The sequence below is a fragment of the Streptomyces sp. NPDC107538 genome (genome assembly GCF_055657445.1).
The window spans coordinates 109437-134430 of sequence record NZ_JBVKAY010000003.1 but is presented as its reverse complement, the minus strand read 5'-3'; the positions used below and the strand labels follow the sequence as shown (position 1 = coordinate 134430).

Genomic DNA, 24994 nt, shown 5'->3' with positions numbered 1-24994 from the left:
TAGTGTCTCCCCGCGACCTCTGGTTTGACCGGATGGCGTAGCCGCGCGTACCGTAACCAGGTCGAGTTGTCGATGGCTGCTGCCGCCTGCCTCCGATGGGCACAGATCGCGTCAGGTGATCGGACAGCGGTGCACTCGGGCGTTTATACGAGCTACTCGTGGGCGCACGGTGACAGCCAGGACGGCACCCGCAAACACCGATTTCTTTCTGGAGCCCCCGAGTGAGCAAGCGCACCTTCCAGCCGAACAACCGTCGTCGCGCGAAGACCCACGGCTTCCGCCTGCGGATGCGTACCCGTGCCGGTCGCGCGATTCTCGCGAACCGCCGCAGCAAGGGTCGCGCCAGCCTTTCCGCCTGATCCTGATCAGGTCATGACGTCGTGCTGCCTACCGAGCATCGGCTGAGGCGGCGCGAGGACTTCGCGACCGCGGTACGCCGAGGACGCCGGGCCGGACGCCCGCTCCTCGTCGTTCACCTACGTAGCGGTGCCACGGACCCGCACGCGCCTGGGGAGAGCGCTCCCCCGACGCGTGCGGGTTTCGTCGTGAGCAAGGCCGTCGGTGGTTCGGTCGTACGCAACAAGGTGAAGCGCAGGCTTCGCCATCTGATGCGCGATCGAGTCGCCCTGTTTCCCCCCGGTAGCCTGGTAGTCGTACGAGCGCTGCCCGGAGCGGGTGACGCCGACCACGTACAACTGGCCCAAGACCTGGATGCCGCCATAGCGCGGCTGCTGGGAGGGGGCGCACGATGAAGTACCCGCTGCTGGCGCTGATCAAGCTGTACCAGTGGACGATCAGTCCGCTGCTCGGGCCGGTGTGCAAGTACTACCCGTCGTGCTCCCACTACGGCTACACGGCCATCGACCGGCACGGTGCGATCAAGGGAACGGCACTGACCGCCTGGCGCATCCTGCGCTGCAATCCGTGGTCGCTGGGTGGTGTGGACCATGTCCCGCCGCGCAAGCGTCCACGGTGGCACGAGATGGTGCGTGGCACGTGGCGCGCACGCAAGGGCGGGACCTCCGCCGCCGAACCGGCCACCGAGGGCCACGTTCCCTCGAGCCCGGCCGCCGAGAGCCCGTCCCATGCCCAAGGAGCATGATTAGTGGACACGATTGCCAGCCTCTTCAGCTTCATCACGACACCTGTCTCCTGGGTCATCGTCCAGTTCCACACGGTGTACGGCGCCGTCTTCGGCCCTGACACCGGGTGGGCCTGGGGCCTGTCCATCGTGTCCCTGGTGATCCTGATCCGTATCTGTCTGATCCCGCTCTTCGTGAAGCAGATCAAGGCGACCCGGGCCATGCAGACGCTGCAGCCCGAGATGAAGAAGATCCAGGAGCGCTACAAGAACGACAAGCAGCGCCAGTCCGAAGAGATGATGAAGCTGTACAAGGAGACGGGCACCAACCCGCTCTCCTCGTGCCTTCCCATCCTGGCGCAGTCCCCGTTCTTCTTCGCCCTGTACCACGTGCTCAACAGCATCGCGAACAACGACACCATCGGTGTCATCAACCAGAGCCTGCTGGAGAGCGCGCAGAAGGCGCACATCGTCGGAGCCCCGCTGGCGGCGAAGTTCACCGACAGCTCCGCCGACGTCGTCGCGCTCGACGCCTCGCTGACCACGGTCCGCATCGTCACCGCGGTCATGATCGTCCTGATGTCCGCGTCGCAGTTCTACACGCAGCGTCAGCTGATGACGAAGAACGTCGACACCACGGTGAAGACGCCGTTCATGCAGCAGCAGAAGATGTTGATGTACATCTTCCCGGTCATGTTCGCCGTCTTCGGCATCAACTTCCCGGTCGGTGTCCTCGTCTACTGGTTGACCACCAACGTGTGGACCATGGGCCAGCAGATGTACGTCATCCACAACAACCCGACCCCGGGTTCCAAGGCCCAGGCCGCCTACCTGGAGCGCCTCTTCAAGCACGTCACTCGGCACGGCAAGACCCGCAACCGCCGCGAGCGCGCCATCGTCAAGGCGATCGTCGCCAAGGGCCGTGACCGCAACGAGTTCGAGCGGAAGTTCATCACCGGCCTGGGCAAGGAGGGCCTCGCGGCTCAGGGTGACGGCACCGTGGTCAAGAGCGAGGCCTCGGCCGTCGCCACGGCCGAGGACGGTACGCCCACGCCTGGCACCCCGAAGCGTCAGCAGCCCAAGCGCCAGAGCAAGGCCCAGCGTCAGGCCGGCGCTGCCAAGACCTCCGACGACGAGCCGAAGACCGAGCCCATGTCGCTGACCAAGTCCGACCAGCCGGAGGACGCCAAGCCGGCGGCCGCTGCCCAGAAGGGCGCGCCCAAGCCCGGCACCGGTGGCCGGAGCAAGGCCCAGTCCGGTCAGCGCAAGGGCCAGCAGCGCCCCAAGTCCCCGTCCAAGAAGTAAGAAGGAGCCCATCCCGTGACGGAAGGCACCACCTCCACCGCCTCCGAGGGTGGCGACACCCTCACCCGCCTGGAGCAGGAGGGTGAGATCGCGGCGGACTACCTGGAAGGTCTGCTGGACATCGCCGATCTCGACGGCGACATCGACATGGACGTCGAGGCCGACCGTGCCTCTGTCTCGATCATCAGCGACTCCGGCAGCCGTGATCTGACCAAGCTCGTCGGCCGCGAGGGCGAGGTCCTTGAGGCACTCCAGGAGCTCACACGCCTGGCCGTGCACCGCGAGACCGGCGACCGCAGCCGGCTGATGCTGGACATCGCGGGCTACCGGGCCAGGAAGCGCGCCGAGCTCTCCGAGCTGGGCGCCAAGGCGGCGGCCGAGGCCAAGAGCACCGGCGAGCCCGTGAAGCTGCAGGCGATGACGCCCTTCGAGCGCAAGGTCGTGCACGACGCGGTCAAGTCCGCCGGTCTGCGCAGCGAGTCGGAGGGCGAGGAGCCGCAGCGCTTCGTCGTCGTGCTGCCTGCCTGATTCGGTACGTACGTTTCTCCGGCCCCGTCTGTCCGCAGGCGGGGCCGAACTTTGTCAGCCTGTTGTTCTGGTGTCAGCGCCCAGTGCGCTCTTGCGGTACGGAAGGACGGTCCCCGTGACGGAGGCAGCGGAGCTCCCCCCTGCGCCCGAGCAGGCGCGCGACGTATTCGGTGATCGCTACGCGGATGCGGTCCGGTACGCCGAGCTCCTGGCTGAGGCGGGAGTACAGCGAGGGCTCATCGGCCCGAGGGAGGTACCCCGCCTGTGGGAGAGGCACCTGTTGAACTGCGCGGTGCTCTCCGAGGTCGTGCCCGAGGGCGTGACGGTGTGCGATGTCGGGTCCGGTGCCGGACTGCCCGGAATTCCGCTGGCCCTCGTCCGGGAGGATCTGAAGATCACGCTGCTGGAGCCACTGCTGCGGCGCACGAACTTCCTGACCGAGGTCGTCGAACTTCTGGGCCTCGACCATGTGACCGTCGTCCGTGGCCGAGCCGAAGAGGTCCTCGGAACGCTGCAGCCGGTCCATGTGGTGACGGCGCGGGCCGTGGCCCCTCTGGACCGACTGGCCGCGTGGGGCATTCCGCTGCTGCGTCCGTACGGGGAGATGCTGGCGCTCAAGGGCGACACCGCGGAGGAGGAGCTGAAGAGCGCTGCGACGGCTCTGAGCAAGCTCGGCGCGGTCGAGACCTCCATCCACCATGTCGGTGAGGGCGTGGTCGATCCCCTGTCCACGGTGGTCCGTGTGGAGGTCGGGGAGAGCCCCGGTGGCGTGCGCTTCGCGGCGAAACGGGCGAAGGCGGCCCGGACAGGGCGAGCGCGTCGACGCCGTTAGGCAGGGGATCAGGACGTTCGCTGATCCGTCCTGACGACGAGTCGTACTCCACACAAGCTTCCAAACCTACGCATCTCGGAGTGTCGCGCCAGCGCGGCCAGTGCCGCTGGGCATCGTGTTTCACGTGAAACGTCGCTCACTGCTGCACGGCATCATCAGTCGTGGCCGCGCTGCGGCCGAACCGCGCGACCGGAAGCCTCTCGGGTCACTCGGAGAGGTAACGGAGTTGTCCACAGAGGTGGAATTCTCCACAGAACGCCAGGCCTCACTGGTTCACGACCCCGAAGACATGGGAGGCTCTGTTCATTGCGAGCCTGAAGTCGAGGAGAGTGAATCCTTGCGGTCCGACGCCAACATCGCGGGACCGATGACCGATCCGGTCCCCGGTCCCCGTACCGAGTCGATGGGGGAGGATGTTTCACGTGAAACACCGCCTCCGATGGACGACACTCCCATCGGTCGTGCTGCCCAACTGGCGGTAGAGGCACTGGGGCGTGCCGGTGAAGGCCTGCCTCGGCCTGAGCAGACCCGAGTCATGGTGGTCGCCAACCAGAAGGGTGGCGTCGGCAAGACCACGACGACGGTCAATCTCGCCGCTTCGCTGGCACTGCATGGCGCCCGCGTCCTGGTGGTTGATCTCGATCCCCAGGGCAACGCCTCCACCGCTCTCGGGATCGACCATCACGCCGATGTGCCGTCCATCTACGATGTGCTGATCGACAGCAAGCCATTGGCGGAAGTCGTCCAGCCCGTCCCCGATGTGGAAGGTCTCTTCTGCGCACCCGCCACGATCGATCTCGCCGGTGCGGAGATCGAGCTGGTGTCCCTGGTGGCGCGCGAGAGCCGACTCCAGCGAGCGATTCAGGCGTACGAGCAGCCCTTGGACTACGTCCTCATCGACTGCCCGCCCTCACTCGGCCTGCTGACGGTGAACGCTCTGGTCGCCGGCCAGGAAGTTCTCATTCCGATCCAGTGCGAGTACTACGCGTTGGAGGGCCTCGGCCAACTGCTCCGCAATGTCGACCTGGTACGGGGGCACCTCAACCCCGTGCTCCATGTGTCGACCATCCTGCTCACCATGTACGACGGACGGACGCGCCTGGCGTCCCAGGTCGCCGACGAGGTGCGCACCCACTTCGGCGAGGAGGTGCTGCGGACGAGCATTCCTCGCTCGGTCCGTATCTCCGAGGCGCCGAGCTACGGGCAGACGGTGCTGACCTACGATCCAGGATCGAGCGGCGCTCTCTCCTACCTTGAGGCGGCACGAGAAATCGCGCTGAAGGGCGTGGGCGTGGGGTACGACCCGACGCATGCCCATATCGGTGCTCAGAACAATCCGAGTGTGGTGGAGGGGATCCAGTGAGTGATCGACGGAGGGGGTTGGGCCGTGGTCTTGCCGCACTGATCCCAGCAGCCGCGACGGGAGAGAAGGAGGCTCCGGCAGCGGCAGCACCCGCTTCCACGCCACCGCCAGCGGCGTCTGTCTTCATGCCTGAGCGCGGGGTGCCCTCCTCGCAGGTGGCCACGCTCCCGCATGTTTCACGTGAAACAGAGGAGTCGCCGTCGAGCGGAACGGTGGAGCTGCCCGCAGCACCCATCGGTGCCTATTTCGCGGAGCTGCCCCTCGACTCCATCACCCCGAACCCGCGCCAGCCGCGCGAGGTGTTCGACGAGGACCTGCTCCAGGAACTCGTCACCTCCATCAAGGAGGTCGGCCTTCTCCAGCCCATCGTCGTACGGCAGGTGGGCCCGGGCCGCTATGAACTCATCATGGGTGAGCGGCGCTGGCGAGCCTGTCATGAGGCCGAGCTGGAGGCGATCCCGGCGATTGTCCGGGCCACCGACGACGAGAAGCTTCTCCTGGACGCGCTCCTGGAGAACCTGCACCGTGCCCAGCTGAACCCGCTGGAAGAGGCGTTCGCCTACGACCAGTTGCTCAAGGACTTCAACTGCACGCATGACCAGTTGGCGGACCGTATCGGTCGGTCCCGCCCGCAGGTCTCCAACACCTTGCGTCTGCTGAAGCTCTCGGCGGCGGTTCAGCGTCGTGTGGCCGCGGGCGTGCTCTCCGCCGGGCATGCTCGGGCGCTGCTCTCCGTCGAGGACTCGGAGGAGCAGGACAAGCTGGCTCACCGCATCGTGGCCGAGGGGCTCTCGGTGCGCGCCGTCGAAGAGATCGTCACCCTCATGGGGTCGCATCCGAAGGCCTCCTCGCGGTCCAAGGGCCCACGGGCCGGCTCCGTGCCCTCCCCGGCGCTGGGTGAGCTGGCGACTCGGCTCTCGGACCGCTTCGAGACACGAGTGAAGATCGACCTGGGGCAGAAGAAGGGCAAGATCACCGTGGAGTTCGCGTCCACGGAGGACCTTGAGCGGATTCTGAGCACGCTCGCCCCGGGCGAGAAACTTGCCCTCCAGAAGAGCCTTCTGGACGACGCCTCGGAGGAGACGGAGGTCTGAGCGGCCGAATGGCAGGACGGCATTCGGCCCGTCGACCGACTGAGCGGGCTGTGTCCGATGTATACCGGACACAGCCCGCTCTTTGCTTTGAGGCGGTATCTAGGCAATCGCATCGTGGATACGATGCGTTCGGGTATGGCGCATCGACCTGGCGGATCTTTTGGAGGGCGGGGCCATGCGAAGCGTGAGCCGTTCCGGACTGGTGACCGCAGGCCTGGGACTGGGGGCGGTCGGCGGGTTCGTCGGCAGTCTGCTCAGGGAGCGGAGCGCTCTGACAGCCGCTCGCGACGCTGCGGGCGAAGGAAGCGAGGAACAGCCTTCATGGGGCGTCGGCTCGTACCGCTCACGCTGGACAACCTTCAGGACCTTCCCAAGCGCTGTCGCTCGTGTGTCTTCTGGGAGTTGGACCCAGTCAGCGGCGAGGCCGCGGTAAAGGCGGGCACCCCCGCGCTGGAGAAGGAGGCATGGATCTCTGCCGTCCTGCTGGACTGGGGGTCCTGCGGTCGAGTCGTCTACGTGGACGACGTGCCGGTGGGGTTCGTGCTGTACGCGCCTCCGGCCTATGTGCCCCGTGCCACGGCGTTCCCGACCAGTCCGGTGTCGCCCGACGCGGTCCAGTTGATGACGGCCTTCATCCGCCAGGGCTACCAGGGCCAGGGGCTCGGCCGCGTGATGGTGCAGACGGTGGCCAAGGATCTGCTGCGGCGCGGCTTCAAGGCGATCGAGGCCTTCGGAGACGCCCGCTGGAAGGAGCCGGCGTGCGTCCTCCCGGCCGACCATCTGACAGCGGTGGGCTTCAAGACGGTCCGCCCTCACCCCACCCATCCCCGGCTTCGGCTGGAACTGCGGACGACGCTTTCCTGGAAGGAGGACGTCGAGCTGGCGTTGGACCGGCTGCTGGGAGCCGTTCAGAAGGAGCCGGCGCTGCGACCGCTCTGATGGGACCCGCTTAGACGAAGGGGCCGACCCGCCTGGGTCGGCCCCTTCGTGTTTCACGTGAAACATCACTCGGCGATGAAGTCCTCGAGGTCACGCACGATCGCCGCCTTGGGCTTGGCGCCGACGATGGTCTTGGCGACCTCGCCACCCTGGTAGACGTTCAGTGTCGGGATGGACATGACGCCGTACTTGGCTGCCGTGGCCGGGTTCTCGTCGATGTTGAGCTTGACGATCTCGATCTTGTCGCCGTACTCCTGGGCGATCGCTTCGAGAGACGGCGCGATCTGGCGGCACGGACCGCACCAGGCGGCCCAGAAGTCCACCAGGACGGGCTTGTCGTTCTTGAGGACGTCCTGCTCGAAGGAGTCGTCGGTCACGTTCTTCAGGGTGCCGGCCACTGAGGGCTCCTAACTGGTTGGTGCGGTGGGGCGGACGGGGGTCAGACGGTGGTCTTCTCGGGCTCGGCGGCCTGGTCGCCGTCGGCGAGGGCGGCGAGGTAGCGCTCGGCGTCAAGGGCGGCGGAACAGCCGGTGCCGGCCGCGGTGATCGCCTGGCGGTACGTGTGGTCGACGACGTCACCGGCGCCGAAGACACCGGTCAGGTTCGTCCGGGTCGACGGGGAGGTCACCTTCAGGTAGCCCTCGTCGTCCAGGTCGAGCTGTCCCTTGAAGAGTTCCGTACGCGGGTCGTGGCCGATCGCGATGAAGAGACCCGTCACCGGCAGCTCGGAGGTCTCACCCGTCTTGAGGTTGCGCAGCTTCAGCCCGGCGAGCTTCTGGTCACCCTGGATCTCGGCGACCTCGCTGTCCCACACGAAGGAGATCTTCGGGTCGGCGAACGCACGCTCCTGCATCGCCTTGGAGGCACGCAGCGTGTCCCGGCGGTGGACGATGGTCACGGACTTGGCGAACCGCGAGAGGAAGGTGGCTTCCTCCATCGCCGTGTCACCGCCGCCGATCACGGCGATGTCCTGGTCCTTGAAGAAGAACCCGTCGCAGGTGGCACACCAGGAGACCCCGCGGCCGGAGAGCGCGTCCTCGTTGGGCAGTCCGAGCTTGCGGTGCTGGGAGCCCGTGGTGACGATGACGGCCTTGGCACGGTGCACCGTGCCCGCGGTGTCCGTGACGGTCTTGATCTCACCGCTCAGGTCGACGGCGACGATGTCGTCCGGAATCAGCTCGGCGCCGAAGCGCTCGGACTGGGCCCGCATGTTGTCCATGAGGTCGGGGCCCATGATGCCGTCCCGGAAGCCCGGGAAGTTCTCCACCTCGGTGGTGTTCATCAGCGCGCCGCCTGCGGTGACGGCGCCCTCGAACACCAGCGGCTTCAGCGACGCGCGCGCGGTGTAGAGCGCCGCCGTGTAGCCGGCGGGCCCGGAGCCGATGATGATCACGTTTCGGACGTCGCTCACGGCTTGATTCCTCGTCTCTGGAGACTGCTGCGTACTGCCGGCGGGAGCTGCTCTCGGAACTCTCACCCCACCCAACGGATCCTAAGGGGCGCGCATTCCCGGTGTGTCCGGGCACACGGAGACGAGACACCGCACAGGGATGCCAGAAGACGGCATGACGCGAGAGACGGTCTTCAGGGACGGGCGTAGGAATGCTGCGCCAGGATGTCGCCGGCGGGTTCCGAGGCCTTGGCCAAGCAGGTGGCATCGACGACGTAGGCGGTCACGCGGGAGTCGTCGGAGCGGTCGGGCAGCAGCACGAGATAGGCGTCGGATCCCTGGTAGGTACCCGGCTCGGCAGCGATCGCGCCCGTGGCGTCACCGATGCCTTTCGCGATGCAGTCGGGTACCTCGGTCTTGAAGAGCGTGTTCGTGCCCTTGTCCCTGGTTCCCTGCGTCCCGAACGAGTCTTTGCTGGGCGTGCTCTTGGTCTCCGTATCGCCCAGGAGGTCGTTGACCCGCTTCTCCAGCTTGACGCCGGAGAAGGTGTCGGAGGCCGTCGGAGCCGTGCTCGGGGGAGCGTCGTTGTCGCCGATCGACTGGACGAGGACTCCACCGAAGCCCAGGGCCGCGATCACGAAGACGGCACCGATGGCCGTCCTGCGACGGCTGCGCCGCTTCTGACTCGTGCGGCCCGGGCCGGTGGACGCGCGTGGATGACCGGCAGGGCGATCCACTTCGGGCGATGTTTCACGTGAAACATGCGCGCCGTTCTCGTCGGCGGCCGGGCGGGCGTCGGCGGCGGACTCCTCGGTGCGCCCGCTGTCGGGTGCCGTGGCGCTCAGGAGAGCCTCGGCGGCCAGAGCGGCGTCGATCCTTCTCGCCACGTCGTCGGGCATACGGGGCGGGCCCGGCAGGGTGCCGAGCAGGCCGCGGATCTCCTCCAGCGAGGCGTACACGTCGGCGCAGAGGGGGCACTCGTCCAGGTGCTGCCGGACATCCGAGGTACGGGACGGAGGGAGCAGACCCTCGCTGAGGTCGGAGATCTCGGTGACTTCCGGGTGCCCGGCCGTGTCGGTCGTGGATGTCACGCTCGCCCACCTCCGCCCTTCACAGCAGCTGAATCGCTTGGCCCTGCCTCATGTGGTCCCGCTGCGGGTGGGACGGATGTCCCCTGCGCCCGGTTCCTTCCGCGCCCCGACTTTCTGCCGCTGTCACCCTCGCTATCCGCTCGGAGATGGGTCAGAAGCGGCAGAAGTCTGGCTCTGCCACGGGCACAGCGGCTCTTCACCGTGCCGGTCGGCACGTCGAGAATCCGCGCGGCCTCCGCCACCGGGTAGCCCTGCATGTCCACCAGCACTAGCGCCGCTCGCTGATCCTGCGGCAGGGTGCCGAGCGCCTCCAGCAGCTGGCGGTGCAGATCGTTGCGCTCGGCCGGAGCGGAGGCCGACTCGTGCGGCTCCAGGAGCTGCTCCAGGCGCTCGGTGTCGTCGACGGGCGACGTCTTGCGCGAGGCCGTCTTACGGGCACGGTCCAGGCAGGCGTTCACCGTGATGCGGTGCAGCCAGGTCGTGACAGCCGATTGGCCACGGAAGGTGTGGGCGGCCCGATAGGCGGACACCAGCGCGTCCTGGACGGCGTCGGCGGCCTCCTCACGGTCCCCCAGCGTCCGCAGCGCCACCGCCCACAGCCGGTCCCGGTGCCGCCGGACCAGCTCACCGAAGGCGTCGGGGTCACCCTCGACATGTTGGGCCAGGAGATCCTGATCGCTTACCCCGCTGTGATCAGCGCTGTGCGCCATCGGACCCCCTCCCTCGGTGAGCTCTCAGCCCGTGAACTTCACGTCGGTGATCGCCTGCTTGTAGCCGGCGCCACTGAACTGGTCACCATTCGCGTAGGGCACATCGGTGAGCCAGACGAGAACGTACCGGGTCTTCACCGACTTCTTGGCGGAGATCTTCAGTTCGGTACCACTCGTCTCGTTCGCGGCGATCTTCGTCATGGAGCTGAGGGGAGCGGACGAAGACAGGGAGTCGGCCGCGTACAGGGTGGCCGTCGTGTGGTCGCCGGAGTAGTACAGCCCTATCGAGGCCGCCGACACCTCCTTGGCCGAGCCCAGGTCGTAGACGATGCCGACGCCCTGCTTGAACGGCGCCAGCGTGGGGCCGTCGTTGTAGGAGTAGGTCCGCCAGTACGTCGACGAGCTGTTGTCGTACGTCAGCTTCGCGTCGTTCGCGTGCTGGGGCTTCCCGTCCGGGTAGTACTCCGCGGCGCCCTCGATGCCGAGCGTCGTCACGGGCTTGGCCTTGTCGGTGCCCTTGTCGTTGCCGTCCACGGTCTGGCTCGTGTCCGGCTCGCCGGACTGGCCGCTGCGGTTCATGAGCGCGTCGGCCAGTTGCCAGCTGCCGAGACCGAGCGCGGCGATCAGCAGGGCCGAGACGGCCCACTTGAGGGCCTTTCCGGTCCGGCTCTGCAGCGGAGGCGGCGGGGTCTGCAGCGGCTGGGTGACGCCGGCGTGGGGTGCCTGACGGCCGTACGTCCCCTGCTGGTACGTCGTCCGCTGGTAGTCGGGCGGCGCGGTGAACGCGGGCTCCGGCGGGCGGATACGCGGCATCTCGCCGACCGCCTTCACCAGTTCCTCGGGCGTCGTGCACGGAGACTCGTGACGGGAGGCGGTGGCACCGTCGTTGACGAGCGCGCGCATGGAGAGCTCCGACAGCCCCCGGTGGACTCCCGCGCGGACCTGGTCGGGCGCGATGAGCCCGACGCCCTTGGGCAGCCCGGAGAGGCCGTGCGCGTCGTTCTCGTAGGGCCAGCGCTGGGTGAGCGCCGAGTACAGCAGCGCGCCGATCGCCTCTGTGTCCGTGCGCTGCGGGGTGTCCGAGCTGATGCCGCGCAGCGCGGCGTTCACCGCGAGACCGCGGATGCGCCACTGCCCGGAGGCCGAACGCAGCACGGCGCTCGGGTTGAGCCGCAGATGGGAGAGGCCCTCGCGGTGTGCGGCGGCCATGGCGTGGGAGATCTGCGAGACCAGTTGGTAGGCGTCGTGCGGTTCCAGTGGACCGGAGGCCAGCAGAGCGGTCAGTTCCGTGGCGTCGGGCAGCCATTCGTGCACCACGTACACGAGGTCGTTCTCCTCGACCGCGTCCAGTACCTGGACGAAGCGGGGGTCACCCAGCAACGCCGAGGAGCGGGCCGCCGCCAGTACGGAACGAGCGCGCGTGTGATCGGCGGGCAGCACATGCACCCCCACCGCGCGACGAAGTTTCTCGTCCACGGCACGCCAACTGCTGAAACCGTCCAGACGGGTGACGCACTCTTCGAGGCGATAACGCCTGGCGAGTTTGTGACCGCTGTGCAATTCGGGCGGTGTCGTCTGCGAAGGGCTCTCGGAACCGCCGCTCCCCTGTACCTCTTCGCTCGCCGAGCTTTCCGTGTCCCGCTCCCGGTTCTGGGCCTCCCCGTCGGCCGTGGACTGGTCCGCTTGTGCGGTCAGCGGCTCGTCGCCGCTGTTGTCTGCCACGTCGACGGCAGCCGTGCTCCGTTCCGCCACCGTCGTTCCTGCCTCCCCATCCGTTGAGCGCTCTGAGACGCCAAAGCCAATTGTGCCCACAGTCCGCCGCTATGAGCGACACGCGGCGGCGGACGATGGTTGTGCGCGTACCCCAGCCTCAGCGCCCCAGCCGCCCGCGGACCATACCGACCATCGAGTTGAGCTCTTCGATGCGCATGCGTCGCGCGGCTACGTAGAAGACACCGAGCAGAACGATTCCTCCCCCGACCAGTGCGAGCATCGAGCCGCCGACTCCCTGTCCCAGGGTCCGGCTGATGCCGTAGCAGGCCGCGCCACTGAGCAGCGCCGCGGGCAGCGAGGCGATGGACAGCCGCGCGTACGTCCGCATGACCTTGGACCCGTCCAGGTCCCCGCCCAGCCGCTTCTTGAGCCGACGCCAGGCGACGCCGACACCGATCATGTACGCCAGACCGTACGAGGCCGCCATACCGACCACGGCCCAGCGGGCCGGGATCACGAAGAAGCACACCGCGGAGGCGCTCGCGTTGACGGCGGCCACGATGACCGTGTTGTAGAACGGGGTCCGGGTGTCCTCGTAGGCGTAGAAGGCGCGGAGGACGACGTACTGCACGGAGTACGGGATCAGGCCGAGGCCGAACGCCATCAGCATGAAGCCCATGTTCGTGGCCGCGCCGGTGCCGGAGGAACCGAAGATCAGCGTGCACATCGGGATGCCGAGGGCGACGAAGCCGAAGGCGATCGGCACGATGGCGACCGCCGTGGTGCGCAGGCCCTGTGAGATGTCGTCACGAACGGCACCCGTGTCGTCCTCGGCCGCCGAGCGCGAGATACGCGGCAGGAGGGCGGCCATGAGCGAGACGGTGATGATGGCCTGGGGCAGGCCCCAGATGAGCTGGGCGTTGGCGTAGGCGCTGAAACCGGTGCCGGCGATCTTCGTCTCGGTGACCGCCGCGGTCGCCAGCTGGGTGACGACGAGGGCCCCCGCCTGGTTGGCGAGCACGAAGAGAATCGTCCACTTGGCGAGCATCGCCGCCTTGCCGAGACCGTGGCCCTTCCAGTCGAAGCGCAGCCGCATCCGGAACCCGGTCTCCCGCAGATACGGGATCATCGCCAGCGCCTGCACCACGAGACCCAGCAGGATGCCGATACCCAGCAGCCGCTCACCCTCCGGCGGGATGTTCTCGACCGTCATCCCGGAGTCGGCAGCGCTGCCGTAGACCCACAGGAACGCTCCGAGCGTGACGATGATGACGATGTTGTTGAGGACCGGGGTCCACATCATCGCGCCGAAGCGGCCACGGGCATTGAGAATCTGGCCCATCACCACGTGGATGCCCATGAAGAAGATCGAGGGCAGGAAGTAGCGGGTGAAGGTGACAGCGACGTCGTTGGCCGCGGCGTCTTCGGCGAGGGGAGTCGACAGCGCGCGGACGAGCAGCGGCGCGGCGAACATGGCGAGCGCGGTGAGGAGGCCCAGGATCACCATGACCAGGGTCAGCAACCTGTTGGCGTACGCCTCTCCGCCGTCGTCATCGTCCTTCATGGCACGGACCAACTGCGGTACGAACACCGAGTTGAGACCACCGCCGACGGTCAGGATGTAGATCATCGTCGGCAGCTGGTAGGCGACCTGGAAGGACTCACCGAGCAGGGCGAGGCCGAGCGCCGAGACGATCATCGCCGAGCGGATGAAGCCGGTGAGGCGCGACACCATGGTGCCCGCCGCCATCACGGCGCTCGACTTCAGCAGGCCCGAGGCCTTCCCACCCTTCTTCGCCGCGGGCGCGGGCGGAGGCGGGGACACGGGAGCCGGTGAGGGGGCGGGTGCCTCGTACGACGGGCGGCCCGGACCGGGCGAGGGGGCAGGGGCCGGCCCGGGTACGGAGGGCTGCCCCACAGGGTTGCCGCCCTGCTGCTGGTCGCGGAAGAGATGGGCGAACGCGTCCGGCTCGTGGCGCTCCTCGCCGGCCTGGGTCACCAGGTCGTCCACGCCCACGAACTGGGTCGTACGGGCGTCGTCGCCGTACGGCAGGTGCCGTGTCGGCCCGTCCGGCTCGGGCGCCGGAGTCTGGGCCCACACCCGCGGGTCGGGGGCGTACTGCGGCGTCGACGGCTGCGCGTAGAGCGGCTGCTGGGGCTGGTAGGTGCCCGGAGCCGGCGGCGGGTGCGCGGCGCGGTCGTAGAGCGCCTCGGCCACCGGGTCCTGGGCGGCGAGATCCCGTGCGCGGTAGGGGTCCTGGTCGTAGGCGTCCTGGAGGTACATGTCCGCGGGAGGCTGCGGCGGCACCTGGCCCGGCCCGGGCAACGGGCCGTCGGGATACCCCGAGTCGGCCGCGCCCTGGCCGCGGTCACCGTCGTACGGCGCGTTCATGCTTACCCCACCTCATCGTCCCCGGCCAACCGGCCACGACAGTCGCTCAACGGTCCACTCTCTCACCCGTGCCGGACGGGTCGGCGCTTTCCGGAGCGGTGTCCGGTGCCGGGTCACTCGGGTGCTCCGGCTCGTCTTTCCCGGTCTCAGCCGGGGACTCCTCCTCGGCAGTGTGTACGACCGCGGCCCCTTCGGCGTTCGCGCCCTCGTCCTCCGGGAGGCTTTCCGACAGGTCGTCGTCCGTCGAGGTCCCCTCCGCCTGCAGTCGGGCGGCGGCGCGCTTGCGCTGTGTGTACATCCGGAATCCGGCCAGGACAAGGAGCAGGACGCCACCGGCGATGACCAGCATCACCGTCGGTGTGATCTCGGTGACGTTCACCGTGAACCTGACCTCGTCACCGTACTTCTCGCCGTCCGCCGTGTAGAGCTGGGCGACGACGTAGACCTTGCCGTTGGCCTCGGCGTTGGTGGTGAACTTCACCGACTCGCTGTGGCCGCCGGAGATGTCGACGGATTGTTCCTTGAAGGCCTTGTCGCCGATCTTCAGGCGCTTCGGAGCCAGCGACGTGAGGCGGAGCGTCAGGTCGTCGACACCCTGCACGAGGTTGTTCTGCACGGTCACGGGGATCGTCGCGCTGCGGCCCGAGAGCTTCGTCTCGGACTTCTTGATCAACCGGACCTGTTCGGTGAGCGAGTTGAGGTAGGTCTGCACACCGTTGCGGTAGACAGCCGCGTCCATGGAGCGGCCCCGCCAGGAGGTGGACATCTCGCGGTCCATGGTCCTGCCGAACGGCGTGACCACGCGCGACTGGTCCGAGAGGATCACCTTGAAACGGTCGAGATCCGTCTGCGTGGTCCGGATCTCCTCGAACGCCGACTTCGGCAGCGCCGGCTTCCGCAGCGACGAGGGGTACGCCGAGGCCGAAGGGATCTTGGTGTTGGCGCCCGGGTCGGGCTTCGCGGCGGCGGCAGCGGACAGTTCCTGCGGCTGCGACCAGTTCCCGCCCTGGAGCGCGGTGAGTGCCTGCGCCATCGTCTGAGCCTGGCTCGCCGACGGCATGCGCTGCGGGGCGATCACGATGCTGCGCTGCTTGTTGTTCTGCAGATCCGTCATCAGGCTCTGGGCGAGGAACCTCTGCACCGCCAGCGTGGAGCTCTCGGCCTTCGTCATGTCGCCCTGGAACGCCGTCGACAGCCGGGCGTCGGCGACCACCGCCGTCGTGCCGCCGCCGATGGGCCGGGCCGCGTTGGGCGTGTAGGACAGGCTGTCGCTCTCCCGCAGGCTGTCACTGCGGGCGATGACCTTGTCGGCTCCCGCTGAGATGGCGACATTGACGACGGACGGGTCGACGGCGCCGTTGACAGGCCAGGCGAAGTCCGTCTCCGGTACCACCCGGAGGATGTTCTGGACGGTGTCCGAGGCGACATCGGTGGCGTCCTTCAGTCGGCTGAGGGAGCCGCTGATCGTCTTGCCGTTGTGCGCCAGCGCCGCGAGATCGGGGTCCGCGAAGGGGAGAGCGATCACCTCCTCGCCCTGGACCGCGGTCTCCAGCTCCGCCAGCCACTCCTTGGCGACCGTCTGGTTCCGGCCCTCGACGGTGGTTCCCCCGCTGCGAACCTGGTAGCTCTCCGTCATCGCGACGACCGAGGCCAGCAGATCCGGATCGATCACCCAGGTGATGTCCAGGTCCTTGCCCAGCGTCAGCATCTGCTCCAGGCGTCCGCCCGCCGAAAGCTCCTTGGCCAGGTCGTCGTTCAGGAAGACCGGCGTCTGCTGCTCGCCGGGACCGGTCTCCGCCGTGAGATGGGTGGTGGAGATCAACGGCCAGAGGTACGTCGTCTTCGTCTTGGCGCCCGCCTCGTCGGGCTGCCACGGCAGGAACGTGCGCTGGATCCCGAGAACCTGGTCGTACGGGGCCGCGGCGGTCCTGCCCGAGAGTGAGACACCCAGCTGATAGACGCCGTCGGAGTCGAGGTCCAGTTCCTTGACGGGCACCGAGATGGTGAAGGGCTGGGCCACACCGGAGGCGAGCTTGGAGAACTTCTCCACGTACTTCCCGCCGACCTCGGACCCGTCGGCGTACTGGTCGAAGCCGGTGCGCTTGGCCCTGTCGTCGATCGCCGAGCGGCCTGTCACAGCCGCCGATGCCACGCGCAGGCCCACATGGGCGTCCGTGACCGTCTGCTTGCCCTTGTTCGTCACGGTGCCGGACACGGTCACCGTGTCGCCGTCGGTGGGCACGCTGGGGCTGAGTGAGTCCAGGGAGACCTCGACGGTGCTCGACCCCGTGGCCTCGGCCGGTGAGGCCTTCGCTGCCGCCTGCGCGGGCGGGGATGCCGGGATCTGGAAAAGGCCGGCCAGGAGGGGGGCCCCGGCGAGCAGCGCCCCGGTGCGCAGCAGCCACCGGCGGGCAGGTGAGGGACTCGTCCCCTGGAAGTCTGCCGCCTCGGCCACGCGCTCGCCCGTCCCTCGTCGTCGTCAGTGGTCGTCGGAATGTGCGTCCACGCATGGTAACGATGCGCGCTGAGGGGAAGTGCCGCGGTCCGCTCCACAAGATCGGGGACGAGGCCGGGCTGTCCCCGTATGTGCACGTATCAAGGGGGCCGGCGCAGGACCACCCGGGCGAAGCCCTTGTGCACGTTCAATGGAGGCGACCGCTGCCACCGGCGCCACGTACCCTTTTCTGTTGTGCCCAACGCCAACGAAGACATCAGTGCCCTGAGCCAGGTGCAGCGCCGCGCGGTGAGTGAACTGCTGCGGGTGTCCCCTGTCGCCGACGACCTCGCCCGCCGATTCCAGCAGGCCGGGTTCTCCCTCGCCCTGGTGGGCGGGTCGGTCAGGGACGCGCTGCTCGGGCGGCTCGGCAACGATCTGGACTTCACGACGGACGCCCGCCCCGAGGACGTGCTGAAGATCGTGCGTCCCTGGGCGGACGCCGTCTGGGAGGTCGGGATCGCCTTCGGCACGGTGGGGGCGCAGAAGGACGGCTACCAGATCGAGGTCACCACCTATCGCTCCGAGGCGTACGACCGGACCTCGCGCAAGCCCGAGGTGTCGTACGGCGACTCGATCGAGGAAGATCTCGTACGTCGCGACTTCACCGTGAACGCGATGGCGGTGGCCCTTCCCGCGAAGGAGTTCATCGACCCCCACGGTGGGCTCGAAGACCTCGCGGCGCAGGTACTGCGTACCCCCGGCACCCCGGAGGCGTCCTTCTCCGATGACCCGCTGCGCATGATGCGGGCCGCCCGTTTCGCCGCCCAGCTGGACTTCCGGGTGGCCCCCGAGGTCGTCTCGGCGATGACCGACATGGCCGGCCGTCTTGAGATCGTCTCGGCGGAGCGGGTGCGGGACGAGCTGAACAAGCTGATCCTGTCCGCCCACCCCCGCGAGGGTCTGAGTCTGCTGGTCGACACCGGCCTCGCCGAGCATGTCCTGCCCGAGCTGCCCGCGCTGCGGCTGGAACGGGACGAGCACCATCGGCACAAGGACGTCTACGACCACACACTCATCGTCCTGGAGCAGGCGATCGCGCTCGAGGACGACGGACCGGACCTCACGCTGCGGCTCGCCGCCCTGCTGCACGACATCGGCAAGCCCCGCACTCGACGGTTCGAGACGGACGGCCGGGTCTCCTTCCACCACCACGAGGTGGTGGGCGCCAAGATGACCAAGAAGCGCATGACGGCCCTCAAGTACTCCAACGAACTCGTGAAGGATGTCTCGCGTCTGGTCGAGCTCCACCTGCGGTTCCACGGGTACGGCACCGGTGAGTGGACGGACTCCGCCGTCCGCCGCTATGTGCGCGACGCCGGCCCGCTCCTGGACCGGCTGCACAAGCTGACCCGCTCCGACTGCACGACACGGAACAAGCGCAGGGCGAACGCCCTGTCCCGTGCGTACGACGGTCTGGAGGAGCGCATCGCCCAGCTGCAGGAGCAGGAGGAGCTGGACTCCATCCGCCCGGACCTCGACGGCAACGAGATCATGGAGATCCTGGGCGTCGGTCCAGGACCGGTCATCGGGCAGGCGTACAAGTTCCTGCTGGAGCTGCGGCTCGAGAACGGGCCGATGGAACACGACGAAGCGGTGACAGCACTCAAGGAATGGTGGGCTCAGACGTCGCAAGGTTCGTGACGACGGGCAGTCCGCAGCCTTGGGTCGGCGGCAACGCGGTGCGATGTTTCACGTGAAACATCGCACCGCGTTGCTGTGTTGCGGAGTCGACCAGGCGTGCGGGCACTGAGGAGGGGGCTGAGGGGGCGACGTTTCACGACCGATGTTTCACGTGAAACATCGGCGCTCCCGTATCAGTGCCGGCTCGTCAGCACGAACCGGGCCATGGCGGCAGCGATCACTCCATAGATCGCGGCCACGGTGATCACCAGGGTGGCCGAGCGGCCGTCCGGTGGGAGCATCAGGGCTGCCACGGCGGCGGCACCGACGAAGGCGATGTTGAACAGGACGTCGTAGAGGGAGAAAATCCGCCCCCGGTAGCCGTCCTTCACCGAGGACTGGACGATCGTGTCCGTGGAGATCTTCGCTCCCTGGGTGACCAGGCCCAGGACGAACGCGGCGATCAGTATCGGCGTCTCCGTGAAGGGCAGGCCGAGAGCCGGTTCCAGTACGGCGGCGGCCCCGGAGCAGATGACGATCCACATGCCGGGCCCCAACCGCCCTGCTGCCCAGGGCGTGATCACCGCCGCTGTGAAGAACCCCGCTCCCGAGATCCCCACGGCGAGACCGAGCAGGGCCAGTCCCTGCTCGGAGTCGGGCGTCCCTGAGGTGTCGGACGACCAGGCGTAGCGGCAGAGCATGAGCACCATGACCGTCAGGGCGCCGTAGCAGAACCGCATCAGCGTCATCGAGGCCAACGCCCAGGCAGCGGCCCGCCGTCCCGGTTCGGCAAGGTGCCGGACGCCCGCTGCCAGGCCCCGCGCGGTTCCGGCGACCGCGGCACCGAGCCGTGGCTGCACCAACTCCGGATCCGGGCCGAGCAGTTCCCGGGCGATGCGGAGGGAGGCCAGGGCCGCGCACAGGTACAGGGCCGAGCCGAGGAGGACCACCGCGGCGTCGGAGTCCGAGGCCACCAGTCGCACGACGAAGGCGAGCCCACCGCCGGCGGTCGCGGCGAGCGTTCCGGCCGTCGGTGAGAGCGAGTTGGCGATCACCAGGCGGTCGGCGTCCACCACACGGGGCAGCGCCGCGGAGAGCCCCGCCAGCACGAAGCGGTTGACCGCCGTGACACAGAGCGCGGAGACATAGAAGAGCCAGTCGGGTACCTCGCCGAGAATCAGGACGGCGGTCACGGACGCGAGCACGGCACGCAGCACGTTTCCGTACAGCAGCACCTGGCGACGTCGCCAGCGGTCCAGCAGGACGCCGGCGAAGGGGCCGACGAGGGAGTAGGGAAGAAGCAGCACCGCCATCGCGGAGGCGATCGCCGCCGCCGAGGTCTGCTTCTCGGGCGAGAAGACGACGTACGTGGCGAGCGCGACCTGAAAGACGCCGTCGGCTCCCTGGGACAGCAGCCGTACGGTCAGCAGATGCCGGAAGTCCCGGAAGCGGAGCAGGACGCGCAGGTCGCGCACGACGGACATGGGGCACAGCCTCACATACGGGGAGGGCCCCCGGGGCACCTGCCCCGGAGACCCTCAACAGCCCGCTACGCACGCACGGTCAGCGCTCGACCTCGCCCTTGATGAACTTCTCGACGTTCTCGCGTGCCTCGTCGTCGAAGTACTGCACCGGCGGGGACTTCATGAAGTACGAGGACGCCGACAGGATCGGACCGCCGATGCCGCGGTCCTTGGCGATCTTCGCGGCACGCACGGCGTCGATGATGACACCGGCGGAGTTCGGGGAGTCCCAGACCTCGAGCTTGTACTCCAGGTTCAGCGGGACGTCACCGAACGCGCGGCCCTCCAGGCGGACGTACGCCCACTTGCGGTCGTCGAGCCAGGCGACGTAGTCGGACGGGCCGATGTGGACGTTCTTCTCGCCGAGCTCCCGGTCGGGGATCTGGGAGGTGACGGCCTGGGTCTTGGAGATCTTCTTGGACTCCAGTCGGTCGCGCTCGAGCATGTTCTTGAAGTCCATGTTGCCGCCGACGTTCAGCTGCATCGTGCGGTCCAGGATCACGCCCCGGTCCTCGAACAGCTTCGCCATGACGCGGTGCGTGATGGTGGCGCCGACCTGCGACTTGATGTCGTCGCCGACGATCGGGACGCCCGCCTCGACGAACTTGTCCGCCCACTCCTTGGTGCCGGCGATGAAGACCGGAAGAGCGTTGACGAAGGCGACCTTGGCGTCGATGGCGCACTGGGCGTAGAACTTCGCCGCGTCCTCGGACCCGACGGGCAGGTAGCAGACGAGAACGTCGACCTGCCGGTCCTTGAGGATCTGGACCACGTCGACCGGGGTCTCGGCGGACTCCTCGATGGTCTCGCGGTAGTACTTGCCGAGGCCGTCGAGCGTGTGACCGCGCTGCACGGTCACACCGGTGGCCGGCACGTCACAGATCTTGATGGTGTTGTTCTCGGAGGCGCCGATGGCGTCCGCGAGGTCGAGACCGACCTTCTTGGCGTCGACATCGAAGGCGGCGACGAACTCCACGTCACTGACGTGGTAGTCACCGAACTGCACGTGCATGAGGCCCGGGACCCTCGACGCCGGGTCGGCGTCCTTGTAGTACTCGACTCCCTGCACCAGCGACGCGGCGCAGTTGCCCACGCCTACGACGGCTACGCGAACCGAACCCATTCCGGTTGCTCCCTGTGTGTACGAGTGAGGTCCTGGCAGGGACCTCACGTGGTGGTGTCGCCGGGCGCATCCGGACCGGGGGTGTCCCCGGGCCGGGGCAGGGCGCCCGGCGCTCCCTCTGTGGTGTCGCGAGCGGGTTCTCCGTGGGCGGGGCCCTTCAGGTCCCGGCCCGCCCGCTCGCTCTCGATGAGCTCGTTCAGCCAGCGCACTTCGCGCTCCACGGACTCCATCCCGTGGCGCTGGAGCTCGAGCGTGTAGTCGTCGAGGCGCTCGCGGGTGCGCGCCAGAGAGGCACGCATCTTCTCCAGCCGTTCCTCCAAACGGCTGCGACGGCCCTCCAGGACGCGCATGCGCACATCACGGGAGGTCTGCCCGAAGAACGCGAAACGAGCGGCGAAGTGCTCGTCCTCGTAGGCGTCGGGACCCGTCTGCGAGAGCAGCTCCTCGAAGTGCTCCTTACCTTCCGCCGTCAACCGGTAGACGATCTTGGCGCGGCGGCCCGTGAGTGGGACGGCGGCAGCATCCTCCGGGGTACCCCCCGACTCCTCGATCAACCAGCCGTTGGCGACCAGCGTCTTGAGGCAGGGGTAGAGCGTGCCGTAGCTGAACGCCCGGAACACACCCAACGACGTGTTGAGTCGTTTGCGCAGCTCATAGCCGTGCATCGGGGCTTCGCGGAGCAGGCCGAGGACAGCGAACTCGAGTATTCCGGAGCGCCGGCTCATCGTCGCCTCCCCTCTCCCGCTCGCCCTGTCGACACGTTTTATGCCGAGCTGATGTATCGACTCGATACATCCAGACGATAGAACGCCCCTACGGATGCGACAAGTGGGGATCCGGTGAACGGGGTCACATCACCGATTAGTAGGAAGCAAGTTGCCTGATTTGGGGTGAAGTTCGGTGCTCAGTGGGTTTTGGCGGTGCGTAGTCTGTGCGGCATGCACATCACCGGGAACCGAGTGACGTCTGAGCACGTAGTGGTCCTGGGTGCGGTACGGATGAATACCCACACGACCGCATCCGTACTTCGGGGGGACCGGAAACCAGCCGCCGTTTCCAGGCGCGCACGGGTGCGCCTGCCCGAGGAGTAGTCGTTCGATGAGCGAGCACCGTCGCAAAATGCCGCAGCCGCAGGGCGGCGGACGTGGCGCGGCCCGACGCGGCCAGTCGGCGTCCTCCGGCCGCCGCGCGGCACCGCCGGGCGCCACCGGGTCACTTTCCGACACCTATGGCGCGGGAGGTGAGGAGACCCAGTACGAGGGCCGTGCCGCGGCTCGACGGGCGTCGCAGAGAAGCACCGGCACGGCCAGCGGCGGCGTCGGCGGCCGCCGCAGAGCCGCCGAACCCGCGGGGCGCGGACCCGGCCGCGGTCGTGGACGTGCCGCTCCACCCGGGAAGAAGCGCTTTATCGACTACCCGCGCGCCGGCAAGTACGGGGCAATGCGTTGGGTCCCGTCATGGCGGCAGGTGACAGGTCTGCTCATCGGGTTCTTCGGAAGCCTGGTGGCGGCGGCCGGCATCGGCTACGCGGTCGTGGCCGTACCCAACGCGGCCGAGGCCGCTACGGCGCAGAACAACGTCTACTACTGGTCGGACGGCACACAGATGGTCGCGACGGGTGGTGAGGTCAACCGCCAGATCATCGCGTACGAGAAGATCCCCAAGGCGATGCGCTACGCGGTCATGTCGGCCGAGAACAAGACGTTCGAGACCGACAGCGGCGTCGACCCGATGGGTATCGCCCGTGCCGTCGTCAACATGGCCAAGGGTGGTCAGACGCAGGGTGGTTCGACCATCACCCAGCAGTACGTGAAGAACGCCATGCTCGACGACCAGTCGCAGACGCTGTCCCGGAAGGTGAAGGAACTCTTCATCTCCGTGAAGGTGGGCGCGTCCGTCGACAAGGACGAGATCATGCGCGGCTACCTGAACACGGCCTACTTCGGCCGTGGCGCCTATGGCCTCCAGGCGGCTGCCCGTACGTACTTCGGGGTGGACGCGGAGAAGCTCAATCCCAGTCAGTGTGCCTTCCTCGCCGCTGTCCTCAAGGGCGCGACGTACTACGACCCGGCCGGAGCGACATCGATCGACCCGGCGGCCACGCCTCAGGCGAACACCAAGCGGGCCGCGGAACGCTGGGGCTGGATCTTCGACGAGATGGTCAAGGACAACCATCTATCGGCAGCCGAGCGGGCCAAGTACCCCGACTTCCCCAAGATCCAGCGTCCACGCTCAAACGCCCAGTTGGGCGGCCAGATCGGCTACCTCGTCGACACGGCCAAGGGCTACATCCTCAACAACACGGAGATCAAGCCGAACCAGCTTGAGCAGGGCGGATTCGAGATCCATACGACCTTCGACAAGAACAAGGTCAAGGAACTCGAGAAGGCCGTCACCAAGGTTCGCAAGGAGAACATCAAGCCGGATCTGCGCCCGAAGACCGACACCCACGTGCAGTTCGGCGGCGCGTCGGTGAGTCCGAAGTCCGGCGCCATCGAGGCTCTCTACGGCGGTGAGGACGCCACCAAGCACTTCACCAACAACGCCGACGTCACCGGAGCGCAGGTCGGCTCGGTGTTCAAGCCGTACGTCCTGGCGGCAGCCATGACCTGGGGCAAGCGCGACCCCGACCTCGATCCGGACCAGGCACAGGACGAGCGCACCATCGTCTCGCCGAAGAGCCTCTACAGCGGCAAGAACAACCTCAAGATCAGGGACTACAACGGCGAGATCTGGACCAACGAGGAGGGCAAGGAGTGGCTGCAGGCCAACGACGGCGACGAGTCGTACGGCAGTGCTCCGAAGTACCAGATCGATCTCCGTGAGGCGATGCGGGTTTCGGCGAACTCCCCCTACGTGCAGTTGGGCATGGACGTCGGTCTGGACCGGGTGAAGGAGGCGGCCATCGAGGCAGGCCTCAAGAAGGACAGCCTCACCGGCACGGGCTTCCCGTCCTTCTCGATCGGTATCTCCGACCCCAGCGCGATCCGCATGGCGGGCTCGTACGCGACCTTCGCCGCCAGCGGCAAGCAGAACGATCCGTTCTCGGTCAAGTCGGTCGAGTACGAGGGCCTGACGGTGTTCGACCACGACGAGGTCGCCAATCCCAAGCGGGCCTTCACTGCCGCGGTCGCCGACAACGTCACCGACGTCCTCAAGACCGTCGTCGACGAGGGAACCGGTACGTCGGCTCAGCTGACCGGCCGTGAGGTGGCGGGCAAGACCGGTACCACCGACGGCAACAAGTCGGCCTGGTTCGTCGGGTACACCCCGCAGTTGTCCACGGCGATCAGCATGTACCGCATGGACGACGACGAGTCGAACAAGAACCGCACGTTCCTTGAGATGTACGGCACGGGTGGTCAGGAGACGATCCACGGTGCCTCGTTCCCGGCCGAGATCTGGCACGACTACATGGAGGACGCGCTCAAGGGCGTGGAGCCGGAGGACTTCCCGGAGCCCGAGCCGATCGGTGTGATCGTCAACGACGACCCGGACCCGACGCCGACCCCGACGCCGACCGAGTCCGAGGAGGAGGAGAGCCCCGAGCCGAGCCCGACGCCGACCGAGAGCGAGATCCTTCCGTCACCGTCGCCCAGCGAGACCTGCACCAACCCGTTCGACACCACCTGTGAGGACACAGGGGGCACGGACACGGGAGGTACGGATGTCGGGGGCACCGATGGCGGGGTGACAGCGACACCGACCGAGTCGGAGGACGATTCGAGAGGCAACCAGAACGGCGGACTCTTCGGAGGCAACGAGGGGTAGCTCCGCCTCCGCCGGACTGTGT

Annotated in this window: 21 protein-coding genes; 11 read left to right on the top strand and 10 right to left on the bottom strand. The window is 67.7% G+C overall.

Annotation, left to right across the window (positions count from 1 at the left end; genetic code table 11):
• The first annotated feature begins 221 nt into the window (after positions 1-221).
• The 9 genes from rpmH (at position 222) to ACZ7MG_RS11050 (ending at position 7142) form a co-directional block, all read left to right on the top strand.
• Positions 222-359 (top strand): 50S ribosomal protein L34, encoded by a 138-nt coding sequence (rpmH, locus tag ACZ7MG_RS11090; RefSeq protein WP_005482975.1) that lies wholly within the window; start codon positions 222-224, stop codon positions 357-359.
• Positions 360-380: 21 nt separating this feature from the next.
• A complete protein-coding gene (rnpA, locus tag ACZ7MG_RS11085) occupies positions 381-752 on the top strand; it encodes a ribonuclease P protein component (protein WP_078937372.1) in 372 nt (123 codons plus the stop codon).
• Positions 749-1102, top strand: a complete 354-nt coding sequence (gene yidD, locus ACZ7MG_RS11080) for a membrane protein insertion efficiency factor YidD (RefSeq protein WP_471382520.1) — start codon at positions 749-751, stop codon at positions 1100-1102. The genes rnpA and yidD overlap by 4 nt, the downstream gene beginning before the upstream one ends.
• 3 nt (positions 1103-1105) lie before the next feature.
• Positions 1106-2386 (top strand): membrane protein insertase YidC, encoded by a 1281-nt coding sequence (gene yidC, locus ACZ7MG_RS11075; protein ID WP_471382522.1) that lies wholly within the window; start codon positions 1106-1108, stop codon positions 2384-2386.
• 15 nt (positions 2387-2401) lie between these two features.
• The gene (locus ACZ7MG_RS11070) at positions 2402-2914 is read left to right on the top strand and encodes a Jag family protein (protein ID WP_471382523.1); all 513 of its coding nucleotides are present in this window, start codon (positions 2402-2404) and stop codon (positions 2912-2914) included.
• 115 nt (positions 2915-3029) lie between these two features.
• Positions 3030-3746, top strand: a complete 717-nt coding sequence (rsmG, locus tag ACZ7MG_RS11065; protein WP_471382524.1) for a 16S rRNA (guanine(527)-N(7))-methyltransferase RsmG — start codon at positions 3030-3032, stop codon at positions 3744-3746.
• 289 nt (positions 3747-4035) lie between these two features.
• Complete coding sequence (locus ACZ7MG_RS11060; protein ID WP_471382969.1) at positions 4036-5109, top strand: ParA family protein; 1074 nt, start codon at positions 4036-4038, stop codon at positions 5107-5109.
• The gene (locus ACZ7MG_RS11055) at positions 5106-6203 is read left to right on the top strand and encodes a ParB/RepB/Spo0J family partition protein (protein ID WP_471382525.1); all 1098 of its coding nucleotides are present in this window, start codon (positions 5106-5108) and stop codon (positions 6201-6203) included. Before ACZ7MG_RS11060 ends, ACZ7MG_RS11055 begins: the two co-directional genes overlap by 4 nt.
• A gap of 321 nt (positions 6204-6524) precedes the next feature.
• Positions 6525-7142 carry a GNAT family N-acetyltransferase gene (locus tag ACZ7MG_RS11050; protein ID WP_471382526.1) on the top strand — a complete coding sequence of 206 codons (618 nt, stop codon included), beginning with the start codon at positions 6525-6527 and terminating at the stop codon, positions 7140-7142.
• Between the two features lie 65 nt (positions 7143-7207).
• Here ACZ7MG_RS11050 and trxA read toward each other — a convergent pair whose 3' ends face one another.
• The 7 genes from trxA to ACZ7MG_RS11015 form a co-directional block, all read right to left on the bottom strand.
• Complete coding sequence (trxA, locus tag ACZ7MG_RS11045; protein WP_045558506.1) at positions 7208-7540, bottom strand: thioredoxin; 333 nt, start codon at positions 7538-7540, stop codon at positions 7208-7210.
• Positions 7541-7581: 41 nt separating this feature from the next.
• Complete coding sequence (trxB, locus tag ACZ7MG_RS11040) at positions 7582-8553, bottom strand: thioredoxin-disulfide reductase (RefSeq protein ID WP_471382528.1); 972 nt, start codon at positions 8551-8553, stop codon at positions 7582-7584.
• Between the two features lie 173 nt (positions 8554-8726).
• Entirely contained in the window at positions 8727-9623 is an 897-nt protein-coding gene (locus tag ACZ7MG_RS11035; protein WP_471382529.1) for an anti-sigma factor family protein, read from the bottom strand.
• Positions 9620-10333 carry an RNA polymerase sigma factor SigM gene (gene sigM, locus ACZ7MG_RS11030; RefSeq protein WP_471382530.1) on the bottom strand — a complete coding sequence of 238 codons (714 nt, stop codon included), beginning with the start codon at positions 10331-10333 and terminating at the stop codon, positions 9620-9622. The genes ACZ7MG_RS11035 and sigM overlap by 4 nt, the downstream gene beginning before the upstream one ends.
• A 24-nt stretch (positions 10334-10357) precedes the next feature.
• The gene (locus tag ACZ7MG_RS11025) at positions 10358-12085 is read right to left on the bottom strand and encodes a protein kinase family protein (RefSeq protein WP_471382531.1); all 1728 of its coding nucleotides are present in this window, start codon (positions 12083-12085) and stop codon (positions 10358-10360) included.
• 118 nt (positions 12086-12203) lie between these two features.
• Entirely contained in the window at positions 12204-14438 is a 2235-nt protein-coding gene (gene murJ / locus ACZ7MG_RS11020; protein ID WP_471382532.1) for a murein biosynthesis integral membrane protein MurJ, read from the bottom strand.
• A gap of 46 nt (positions 14439-14484) precedes the next feature.
• Positions 14485-16893, bottom strand: coding sequence for a DUF6049 family protein (locus tag ACZ7MG_RS11015; RefSeq protein WP_471382534.1), 2409 nt, complete (start codon positions 16891-16893; stop codon positions 14485-14487).
• Between the two features lie 234 nt (positions 16894-17127).
• Between ACZ7MG_RS11015 and ACZ7MG_RS11010 the strand changes: the two genes are divergently transcribed.
• Positions 17128-18576 carry a CCA tRNA nucleotidyltransferase gene (locus ACZ7MG_RS11010; protein ID WP_471382535.1) on the top strand — a complete coding sequence of 483 codons (1449 nt, stop codon included), beginning with the start codon at positions 17128-17130 and terminating at the stop codon, positions 18574-18576.
• A 173-nt stretch (positions 18577-18749) separates the two neighbouring features.
• Here the strand turns inward: ACZ7MG_RS11010 and ACZ7MG_RS11005 are convergent, their stop codons facing one another.
• The 3 genes from ACZ7MG_RS11005 to ACZ7MG_RS10995 form a co-directional block, all read right to left on the bottom strand.
• A complete protein-coding gene (locus ACZ7MG_RS11005) occupies positions 18750-20039 on the bottom strand; it encodes an MFS transporter (RefSeq protein ID WP_471382536.1) in 1290 nt (429 codons plus the stop codon).
• Between the two features lie 79 nt (positions 20040-20118).
• Positions 20119-21201, bottom strand: a complete 1083-nt coding sequence (locus ACZ7MG_RS11000) for an inositol-3-phosphate synthase (RefSeq protein ID WP_471382538.1) — start codon at positions 21199-21201, stop codon at positions 20119-20121.
• Between the two features lie 44 nt (positions 21202-21245).
• Positions 21246-21926, bottom strand: coding sequence for a PadR family transcriptional regulator (locus ACZ7MG_RS10995; protein ID WP_471382540.1), 681 nt, complete (start codon positions 21924-21926; stop codon positions 21246-21248).
• Between the two features lie 373 nt (positions 21927-22299).
• Between ACZ7MG_RS10995 and ACZ7MG_RS10990 the strand changes: the two genes are divergently transcribed.
• Positions 22300-24972: a transglycosylase domain-containing protein gene (locus ACZ7MG_RS10990; protein ID WP_471382542.1), complete on the top strand. Its 2673-nt coding sequence runs from the start codon at positions 22300-22302 to the stop codon at positions 24970-24972.
• Positions 24973-24994: the final 22 nt, after the last annotated feature.

What these genes read in the sequence shown, in the direction of transcription:
- yidD (WP_471382520.1), top strand. Translation starts at nt 749, where the DNA reads ATGAAGTACCCGCTGCTGGCGCTGATCAAGCTGTACCAGTGGACGATC.
- ACZ7MG_RS11060 (WP_471382969.1), top strand. Translation starts at nt 4,036, where the DNA reads ATGGGAGGCTCTGTTCATTGCGAGCCTGAAGTCGAGGAGAGTGAATCC.
- ACZ7MG_RS11050 (WP_471382526.1), top strand. Translation starts at nt 6,525, where the DNA reads ATGGGGCGTCGGCTCGTACCGCTCACGCTGGACAACCTTCAGGACCTT.
- sigM (WP_471382530.1), bottom strand. Translation starts at nt 10,333, where the DNA reads ATGGCGCACAGCGCTGATCACAGCGGGGTAAGCGATCAGGATCTCCTG.
- murJ (WP_471382532.1), bottom strand. Translation starts at nt 14,438, where the DNA reads ATGAACGCGCCGTACGACGGTGACCGCGGCCAGGGCGCGGCCGACTCG.
- ACZ7MG_RS11005 (WP_471382536.1), bottom strand. Translation starts at nt 20,039, where the DNA reads ATGTCCGTCGTGCGCGACCTGCGCGTCCTGCTCCGCTTCCGGGACTTC.
- ACZ7MG_RS11000 (WP_471382538.1), bottom strand. Translation starts at nt 21,201, where the DNA reads ATGGGTTCGGTTCGCGTAGCCGTCGTAGGCGTGGGCAACTGCGCCGCG.
- ACZ7MG_RS10995 (WP_471382540.1), bottom strand. Translation starts at nt 21,926, where the DNA reads ATGAGCCGGCGCTCCGGAATACTCGAGTTCGCTGTCCTCGGCCTGCTC.
- ACZ7MG_RS10990 (WP_471382542.1), top strand. Translation starts at nt 22,300, where the DNA reads ATGAGCGAGCACCGTCGCAAAATGCCGCAGCCGCAGGGCGGCGGACGT.